Raw genomic sequence first — 9,831 nt, 5'->3', positions numbered from 1 at the left:
CGCACGGGTTCGGGGCGCATGGGCCCGTCGACGATGCGGACGTTCTCGACGACCATGCCTTTGACGTTGAGGAGCTGTTTGAATATGCTGTTCATCAGGCGCTTTTCGGTTGTGTTTTTCTTGGTCGATGAACATCCTAACCAAAAAGCGCTCTTCTCTTACCGGTTCAACGCCTCACCGGCAAACAACCACCCACGAAAACAGCAATAGCGCCTATTTTGGGAACATCCTCTTGCACATTGCGCCTGCACATTGCGCCTGCCGCGCGCCTTGATCATCGGATTCATAACCTCAAAAACAGGGAAGCCCCGCTCACCAGAGCGGGGCTTCCCGATGATAGGTGTCGATGCAGAAAATCAGCCCGTGTTCTGCAGGCCGGCAGCGACACCTGAAACGGTGCAGAGGATTAGATAGATGAATCCGGCCTGCTGGCTCTGCGAGAGCTCTTCCTTGTCCACCTTCTTGCGTAGCGACTTGAGCGCCAGCACCTGAGTGACGGACAGGGCGTCCACGTACGGAGAGCGGATGCGGATGGCCTGACCGAGCACGTGACGGTGCTGCAGCGGCCACTTGTCGCCGACGATGTCGAGCACCCACTTGCGGGTGAGCTCCATCTCGCTCAGCACCTTCTCGTTGAGGTCCTCGCGGTCGCCGAGGGCGAGGTACATCTTGGCGATGCGCTCGTCCGTCTTGGCGATGGACATCTCGATGTTGTCGATGAAGGTGGAGAACAGCGGCCATTCCTCATACGCCTCGCGCAGCGTCTGGAGATCGCCGAACTTCTCGCATGCGGTGCCCAGACCGTACCAAGCGGCCAGGTTGATGCGGGCCTGAGCCCAGGAGAAGATCCACGGAATCGTGCGCAGATCGTCCAGGGACTTCGCGCCGAGGCCGCGCTTCGCCGGGCGGGAGCCGATCGGCAGCAGACCGATTTCGGTCAGCGGCGTCACGGTGGAGAACCACTGGGCGAAATCAGGCGTGTGCAGCAGGTCGAGGAAGCGCTCGTGAGCGGCATCGTCCAGCGCGTGCGCCATGTTGGCATACTTCTCGGTCATGTCGGTGTTGCGCTTCTCCACGCTCGGGGCGGACTGCAGCAGGGTCGCCGCGGCCACGGATTCGACGTGGCGGATGGCCAGCACCGGGTTGCCGTAGCGGGCGAAGATGACCTCGCCCTGCTCGGTGAGCTTGAAGCGGCACTTCACGGAGCCGACCGGCTGGGCGAGCACCGCGCGGTTGGCCGGGCCGCCGCCACGACCGACGGCGCCGCCGCGGCCATGGAACAGGGTCAGGTCGATGTCGTGCGATTCGGCCCACTTGGCGATGCGCTCCTGGGCGGAGTGCAAGGCCAGCGTGGCGGAGGTCGGGCCGGCGTCCTTCGAGGAATCGGAGTAGCCGAGCATGACTTCGAGCTTGTTGCCGGTGGCCTTCAGACGAGCCTGCACCTCGGGGATCTTGATCATTTCCTCGAGCACATCCACCGAGTTCTGCAGATCCTCAAGCTGTTCGAACAGCGGGATCACGTCGATGGTCGGCACATCCTCGGGGTGCGCGAACGCCAGACGGTTGAGCTCGTAGACATCCTTGATGTTCTGGGCGCTCTTGGTGAAGGAGATGATGTAGCGGCGTGCGGCCTTCAGGCCGTTGCGCTTCTGGATGGAGCCGAGGGCGCGGAAGGTGTCGAGCACCTCGTGGGTCATCGGCTGCAGTTCTCCGCGTTCGCCGTGCAGGCCGTGCTCGCGGATGTCCGCAAGGGCGCGCGAATGCACGATGGAATGCTGGCGGAACTCCATCTCCACCATGTGGAAGCCGAAGGTCTGAGCCTGCCAGATGAGGTCCTGCAGCGGGCCGTAGGCGGAGCGCTTGGCACCCGCGTCGGCCAGCGACTGCTGGACGGTCTTGAGGTCGGCGATGAAGTCGTCGCAGGTGTGGTACATCAGGTCGGCGTCGCGCTCGATGGTGTAATGCAGGCGATCGGCGATCACCAGCATCACGGCGCGGTGCAGCTCCTTGGTGGAGATCAGGGCGGCCTTGTCGGTCAGACGCTCGCTCATCTCCTTCTGGTGGCTCCACAGGATACGCAGAGCGGAGCTCGGCGGCGTGGTCTCGGCCTCCATCGTGAGGTTCTTGCCCACGGTGCGGGTGGCCTCTTCAAGGGCGGCGAGCACGTGGTCGGAGAACTTGCGGGCCACCTGACGGCTGACCTTGGCGGTGACGTTCGGGTTGCCGTCGCGGTCGGAGCCGATCCAGCTGCCCGGGTGGAAGAACGCGGGGCACACCGGCGGCACGAGGCCGGCCTTGGAACCCAGGACCCAGTCGTCGAAGCGGCGGTAGACCTTGGGGATGGTGTGGAACAGCGTGTTGTCGAAGATGTCGAGAATCGTGTCCGCTTCCTCGACGGGGGTCGGCTTCTTCAGCGCGATCGGGGAGGTGCGGAACAGGGCGTCGATCTCGTTGTAGAGGCGACGCAGGTTCTCCTTCTTGTCCGACCCGCCAAGGGCCTTGTGCTCCTCGAGCAGTTCGGAGATGCGGCGGATCTTGCCTTCCACGGCCTTGCGGCGGGCCTCGGTGGGGTGCGCGGTGAAGACCGGGTGGAACTCCAGGCGGTCGAGCAGCTCCTTGGCCTTGGCCGGGCCCATCTCGTTGATGAGCTGGTGGTAGGCGGACGTCATCTCGTTGACCGGGTCGAAGGCCTGGTCGTCGGTGACGTCGTTCTCGCGCTGGCGCAGCACGGAGACGCGGTAGTTCTCCTCGGAAAGGTTGGCAAGGTGGAAGTAAGTGGCGAACGCGCGCGCGAGCAGCTGGGCGTCGTGCAGGGTCATGTTGTCGATGACCTCGACGGCGGCCTTCAGTCCATCATGGCCGGGGTTCGGATCCACCAAGCCGCCGAAGTGCTCGGCGCTGGCCTCGACCGCGTAATTGCGCACGGTGTCGAACGTGGAGAGCAGTTCGGGATTGTATTCGCCCAGTACGTCGCGCAGAATCCGCAGGCACAGATCCATGTCGTACTTCAGGTTTTCGGGAAGATCATGCTCCTCCGGACCCTTCTTGCCGGTTCCGGTGGTGACGATGGCGGCGTCAGCGGGAGTGATCTGTTCTTCTTCTGATGCCAAATTAACCTCCTTTGCTGAATATCAGGTTGCTCGGTCTGCTGGTCGTCCGCGGCTCCTCCGCGGTTGTTGAGGCCAGTCGTTGCGAGCCCACAGCCCGTATTCAACGTGGTTGTTGTGTGGGCAACAGTGTATCGCCGCATAATCGCCATTTACGTTACGAAGTCCACTGTGTGGGTACCATATGCCGGATTCGCTGCCCCGGTGTGCGCGACGGCAATGGCGCTTCCTGTGGCGCCACTTCTCTTGATTCCACATATCGAATAGAAAACGTCCAAAAAATGAAACCGCAAGCTGGGGGACTGTGCGCACGGGGAAGGGCGCGGGGTACGTTGAGTTGCTGGTGGGCCGTGAGTGTTCTAGGACGAGACGCATCTGCGGATGCATCGGTAAACCCGCGCGTGACGCCACTCGGCAGACACTGGCCGCGAATCCATCCCGGTGATACGTCCAGCCATTCGCGGCAGTGCAGACACTGTGCAATCCGCCGCGGAAGCGGTAATGCAGCAGGAACGCAGCGGGAACACTGACACAACAGTCGAGAGTCGAGAGACTAAGTTAGGGAAGTGGGGAATCGCATGCAGCAGCAGACGAATCACATCGAGCACCCGCAGACGCATCAGGAACACCGCAAACCCGACGAACACGGTGCCATCGCCGTGCAGCATTTCCACACCCACTCCATTCCTTTGGACATGGAGGACATCGAGCGCGACTGGGACAAGCCGATCACCGAAGCCGGCATCGCAGCCAAAGCCAGCGTGATCGTGCGCGTGGGCCTGCTCGACCTCTCAGCCGGCACCGGATCGTTCCGTGTGCGCGAGATGATGCACCGCATCGCCTACCCGCTCGGCGTGCACGTGCGCGCCGACGTCAACCTCACGGACATCGAAGCCGCCTGCACGGACGGCAAGGACCGCATCACCGAAGTCATCGATCTGCCTACTACCGGCGTCAATACCGAGCGCATCTGGCTGCTCGAGCATTTCGCCGACTGGTTCAGCGTGAACCTTGGCGAGGAGTCGATGTATCACAAGACCTCCGAGGTGTCTTCCGGGCTGATGCAGCATCTCGACGAGAAGGACGCCTCGCAGATATCGGCGGATCTTTCCAAGCGGATTCGCGAGGAGAAGAAGGAGCGTCAGGCGGAGGCTCAGGAAGCCGAAGTGCAGCATGAGCAGGTCGGCGCGGATGCGCGGGAAGGTCAGGACGCCGTGCTCGACGCGCTCGAGGAGGCCAGCCGACACACCGATCCGGGCCAGCCGCTGGCCGAACAGCTCAACGTGCACGAGACGGACTGGTCGCAGTCCGCGATGACCGAATCGCTGGCTGCGAGGGCGGCCGTCGCCGAGCAGGAGGAACGCCGGCGCCTTGCCCATCGCCACCGTAATGGCGATGAGGACGGGCAGGCGGATGCCGAAGTGATGGGCGTCGAGTTCGCGGAATTCGTCGACAATATGAGTGATTCCGCCGGTGCGACGAGTGCGGCTGGTGCGGCGGCCGATGCAGCCGGTGCGGCGGAATCGCCAGCCGCAGAGGATGGCACTGTCGGTGTTGCTGGCGATGTAGGTAATGCTGGCACTGCCGGTGCAGACGGCGCTGCCGCAGGGGCGAGCCGTGAAGCCCATGAATTCCGGGATATCCGCGATCAAATGCATCATGTCCACGACGTGCATGGCGGTCACGGCCATGCCGGCCGCCACGGTGCTGCGCCGGACGACGGTTTTGTCTCCGCCGCGACGACCGACCGTCATGGGAATCCGCACAAACCGCCGAAGGGCGAGTACGCCGCCCACTTCGACCATGTCGGCCAGCAGCCGGTGAAGGGGCGCCCGGGCATCACCGTGCGGCAGGCCCACCAGCGCCTCGACATGATCGAGCGTCGCAAGCCGTTGTATTCACCGGCCTTCGCGGGGCTCGCCTCGGCCATCGCTTGCGCATCCTTCGTGTTCCTGCTCGGCGGCGGCCCCTACGACATGATTGGCGCGTTCGTCGGCGCCGGCCTCGGGCACTGGCTGCGGCGCCGGCTGTTCAAACACCATCTCAACCAGTTCTTCGTCACGTTCGTATGCGTGGCCGTCGCGGCGCTCGCCTGCACCGGCACCCTGCGACTCATCGGCCTGTTCGACCCGGTGGCGCTGCAGCACGACACCGCGTACATCGGTGCCATGCTGTTCGTTATCCCCGGATTCCCGCTGATCACCAGCGGTCTCGACATGGCCAAAATCGACTTCCCGTCAGGCATCCAGCGCCTGATGTACTTCCTGTGCATCGTGCTGATGGCCACGCTCGCAGGTTGGATGGTCGCCACCATCGTGCATCTGAACCCCACCGGATTCGAGCCGTTGGGACTCAACGTCTGGGTGAATGGGGTGCTGCGCTTCATGTTCGCGTTCCTCGGTGTGTGGGGCTTCTCCATCATGTTCAATTCGCCGCAACGCATGTGCCTGGTCGCCGCGTTGATTGGCGCCATCACCGACACGTTGCGACTGGAGATCGTCGAACTGATGAACGTGCCGCCTGAAGCCGGTGCGTTCATCGGTGCGTTGCTGGCCGGCCTGCTCGCCTCCGCATGGCGTTCGTCGGTGCGCAAGGGCTGGCTGCCCCCGCACCTCGGCTATCCGCGTATCTGCCTGACCGTGCCGTCGATCGTGATCATGGTTCCGGGCCTGTACATGTACCGTGCCATGTGGTACCTCGGCAGTTTCGACACGTTGAATGCGCTGGATTGGGCGTTCCGCGCGTTCATGGTGATCATTTGCCTGCCGATCGGCCTGGCGATGGCCCGCGTCATCACCGACAAATCCTGGCGATACGACATCTAGTCGGCACCCGAGTCTCAGCATCGTGTCGATGACTGGGCATGGGGAGCCGCTATCCGCTACTATCGGGCGGATAGCGGCAAGCGTCGGCATCGCTCAATCGAAAAGTACAGCGCGCAAGAGAGCCAATAGAGCCAAGAGAGCATAGAGAGGAACGCAGTTGGCAAACGACTTCTGGATTTTGCTGGCCATGGTGCTGTATTTCGCAGCCATGCTGTCCATCGGATTCATCTACTCCAAACGGTCCAACTTCTCCTCCAAGGAATACTTCGCGGGCGGGCGTGGCGTGGGGCCATGGCTCACCGCGCTGAGCGCCGAGGCCTCCGACATGTCCGGCTGGCTGCTCATGGGCCTGCCGGGCCTGGCCTACTTCACCGGTGCAGCCGACCCGATGTGGACCTCCATCGGACTGGCGCTCGGCACCTATCTCAACTGGAAGCTCGTGGCTCGGCGCCTGCGCCGCTACTCGGTGGTGGCCGGCGACGCCATCACCATCCCGGATTTCTTCGCCAAGCGCTTCCACGACCGTCGTGGCGTGATCTCCACGATCGCCGCCGTCATCATTCTGGTGTTCTTCTGCGTGTATGTGGGCAGCTGCTTCGTCACGGTCGGCAAGCTGTTCCACGCGCTCTTCGGCTTTGACTACCACGTGATGATGATCGTCGGCGCGGCAGTGGTGTTCGTCTACACCATCGTCGGCGGTTATCTTTCGGTCGTGATGACCGACTTCATCCAAGGCCTGCTCATGTTCTTCGCGCTCGCTGTGGTGTTCATCGGCACAGTGGCGTCTGCGGGCGGCATCGGCAATACCGTGGCGTTTCTGCAGTCCATCCCCGGATTCCTTTCCGGCACCCAAGTAGCGGCTCCTCAGCTTGACCCGGTGAGCGGGGAGCAGATCGTCGAAGCGGGGCGTGCGCTCTTCGGCGCGCCGACCGACTACGGCGTCATCACCATTGTTTCGATGCTGGCGTGGGGCCTCGGGTACTTCGGCATGCCGCAGGTGCTGGTGAGGTTCCTGTCGATTCGCAGCGTCGAGGAAGTGCGCAAGTCCCGAATCATCGCGACGGGATGGTGCGTGCTGTCATTGGCCAGCGCCGTGTGCATCGGACTTGTGGGACGCGCGATGATGCCCACCCACCTGCTCACTGCGGCATCCGCTGAAACCATTTTCATCGTGTTGGCGCAGGCCCTACTGCCGAGCTTTGTGTGTGGCGTGGTGGTGTCCGGCATTTTCGCGGCTTCCATGAGCTCCAGCTCGTCGTACATGATTATCGGCGCCTCCGCCATGGGCGAGAACATCTTCCGTGGGCTGTTCCACAAGAAGGCCACCGACAGGCAGGTCATGATCGTGGCCCGATTGACGCTTGTCGTGATGTTCCTGTTCGGTGTTCTCGTGGCGTTCGACCAGAATTCCTCGATCTTCCAGGTGGTTTCCTATGCGTGGGCAGGTCTGGGCGCCTCGTTCGGGCCGCTGATGCTGTGCGCGCTGTATTGGAGGCGCACCAACCGGGCCGGGGCGGTGGCCGGCATGCTTTCCGGCACCGCGACCGTGCTGATCTGGCATAACCTCATCAAGCCGATGGGCGGGGTGTTCGCCATCTACGAGCTGTTGCCGGCATTCATCGTCTCGCTGTTGTTCATTGTGGTGGTGTCGCTCGTGACCAAGGCGCCGAGCGACCAGATGCTCTATGAATTCGACCACTACATGGACGACCCGTTGCCCGGCACCCTGCCCAACGGTTCCGTGTTGGTGGATGAGCCGATGAAGGTCATGGAGTCCGAGGTCCGCGGCGTGTGAACGGCTATCTGCCTTCAATGAGGTACATCCGGGGCTTTGCGGAAAGCTATCTGCCTTCAGTGTGGTGCCTATAACGGGATATTGCGAGTACAAGCACTGCAATAACGCCAGACATACTCTCGGTTTCCTGTTTTCGATACCTCATTGAAGGCAGATAGCTTTCCGCAAAGTCGTAAAAGTACCTCATTGAAGGCAGATAGCTGTTGCCGAGGCATGATCAGGCTAACCGTGTATGCGGATGAAGAAAACATTATTCGCGGGACCATGACGCTAATGCGTGCGCATGCCGTCTAGGAATGTCATCGCCACGTGCGTGGACAAAGCACGCATGTCCTCAGGCGTGTCAATGGAGTATGGGTCAACGTCAAGTAGCGCGAGGTCAGCCGGGTCTCCTGGTTGAACGGACTCGCGTCCCAAGGCCGTCGACGCGGACAATGCGGTGCGAATGCTCAAACGCTGCTCCGGCTGGAATGGCTCGCGATCCGAGCTTTCGGTCTCGAACACGGCGGCGGAAATGGCCAACCATGGATCGAGCGGCGCAACCGGCGCGTCGGACCCCATGCGCAACCGCGCTTGTCCGTATCGGCCGCTGCCGGGAATGCCCGTGATTCCGCGCGTGCGCGCATCTTCGGCAGCCACAGCCATGGTATCGGCGAGAGCGCGGAACGGGTAGGGGATGCCGGCGGGATGGGCCCAGAATCGAGCTATGACGTCTCGGTCGTCCATCGCATGCTGGGGCTGGATGCTCGCATCAAGGCCCAACGCCGCCAGGCGTGGAATATCCCGGGGCTTGAGCATCTGGGCATGCTCGATCGAGCCGTGGGCATGGGTGGCCTCCGCCGCGTTCAGAACAATGGTGTTTGCCTCATCTCCAATGGCGTGGCAGGCGATGTCGAAGCCATGTTCGGTGGCCAGACGCATGTAATCCTCAATCTGCTGCGGCGTGTAGCTCAGGGTGCCGTAGGTTGGGGGTTCGATGCCGGAATACGGCGTGGAGCAATACGCGGAACGTGTGTTGAGCGAGCCGTCCGCGATGAGCTTCATGGCGCCGACGCGCCCCAGGCCATGGCTGCCGGGCAACGGGTCGCCGGTATGCCAGCCTGCGTCGATAGCCTCCCGCAGACGTTCGGGATAGACGCCGGTATCCACCCGCAGGCCGTTGATGCCGGCCGAGAAACGAGCGATCCATGTGTTGATGTTCTCGGCCATTTCGTAGTCTCGGATGCCGACGATGCCCTTGCCGGCAGCGTCCTTCTCCGCCTCGCGCAACAACCGGTCGGTCTCCTCGGCGGCTCCCGGAACCGAATCGAATTGCGTGTACGCGTTGAACCACTCGAGCTCGCCCACGAGGCCGGTCTTGCCGTCCACGTGGACCCCGAGCCGGCGCGCCGCCGCGGAATTGACCCAACCACAGTGCATGTCCGCACTGGAAAGCGCCACCGGCTGCTCGCCGGACGCGGCGTCGATGGCAGCCAGCGTGGGCTGCTCGTCGTCGGCCCACAGCGAATGACGGAAACGCATGCCCACTACGAACGCATCAGGGTTGAGGGTCCCGGCCGCGCGTCGTTCATCCAGATGCGCGCGCAGCATATCCATCGCCTCGGCCGCCGAATGCGCATTGATGAGATCGAGACGCCCCAGTGTCTTGGCCCATTGCGTGAAATGCGTGTGGCAGTCCCACAGACCGGGAATGACCCACAGCCCATCAGCGTCGATGGTGGTTGTGGTTGCGCCCCCATCGGTTGTGGATTCGCCGGACGGCGAGCCTCCGCTGCGCGTCATAGCGCCACCGTTCTCCGCTGTCGGGGTCGGGCTGACGGACGCGACGCTCCCATTGCGAAGCACCACGTCCACGTGTCCCCGCGTTCCGGGAATACCTGCATTGACGATATGCACCAAGCTGCTCATACCGACATCATGCCACGCCTGTGTGAATGCTGGCTGCGGTTCCGGGAACAACTCGGGCTACCCTGTGCCATATGCGGAGTTATCCACCGGGTTATCCACCGTGTTATCCACATTTATCCACCAGAAAAACAGGACGATGGACAAGCGGTGGCGTCGGTCTTTAGACTTGCGATTATGCGGGTTCCCAATACCCGTG

Annotated in this window: 4 protein-coding genes; 2 read left to right on the top strand and 2 right to left on the bottom strand. The window is 62.6% G+C overall.

Translation table 11 applies throughout. The annotated features are described in order from the left end of the window. Nucleotides 1-356 precede the first annotated feature (356 nt). Nucleotides 357-3,110: a phosphoenolpyruvate carboxylase gene (locus BREU_RS02755; RefSeq protein WP_044090680.1), complete on the bottom strand. Its 2,754-nt coding sequence runs from the start codon at nt 3,108-3,110 to the stop codon at nt 357-359. Nucleotides 3,111-3,802: 692 nt separating this feature from the next. Here BREU_RS02755 and BREU_RS12275 point away from each other — a divergent pair. Beyond that, nucleotides 3,803-5,932, top strand: a complete 2,130-nt coding sequence (locus BREU_RS12275; protein WP_238566986.1) for a threonine/serine exporter family protein — start codon at nt 3,803-3,805, stop codon at nt 5,930-5,932. Nucleotides 5,933-6,089: 157 nt separating this feature from the next. Next, nucleotides 6,090-7,727: a sodium/proline symporter gene (locus BREU_RS02745; protein ID WP_152598635.1), complete on the top strand. Its 1,638-nt coding sequence runs from the start codon at nt 6,090-6,092 to the stop codon at nt 7,725-7,727. A 270-nt stretch (nt 7,728-7,997) separates the two neighbouring features. Here the strand turns inward: BREU_RS02745 and BREU_RS02740 are convergent, their stop codons facing one another. Then, nucleotides 7,998-9,635, bottom strand: coding sequence for an amidohydrolase (locus tag BREU_RS02740; RefSeq protein WP_044090683.1), 1,638 nt, complete (start codon nt 9,633-9,635; stop codon nt 7,998-8,000). Between the last annotated feature and the right edge of the window lie 196 nt (nt 9,636-9,831).

This window comes from Bifidobacterium reuteri DSM 23975, from assembly GCF_000741695.1.
GTDB lineage: Bacteria > Actinomycetota > Actinomycetes > Actinomycetales > Bifidobacteriaceae > Bifidobacterium > Bifidobacterium reuteri.
Note: the sequence above shows the minus strand (reverse complement) of the source record. Positions and strands in the feature narration are given on the sequence as shown.

What these genes read in the sequence shown, in the direction of transcription:
- BREU_RS12275 (WP_238566986.1), top strand. Translation starts at nt 3,803, where the DNA reads ATGGAGGACATCGAGCGCGACTGGGACAAGCCGATCACCGAAGCCGGC.
- BREU_RS02740 (WP_044090683.1), bottom strand. Translation starts at nt 9,635, where the DNA reads ATGAGCAGCTTGGTGCATATCGTCAATGCAGGTATTCCCGGAACGCGG.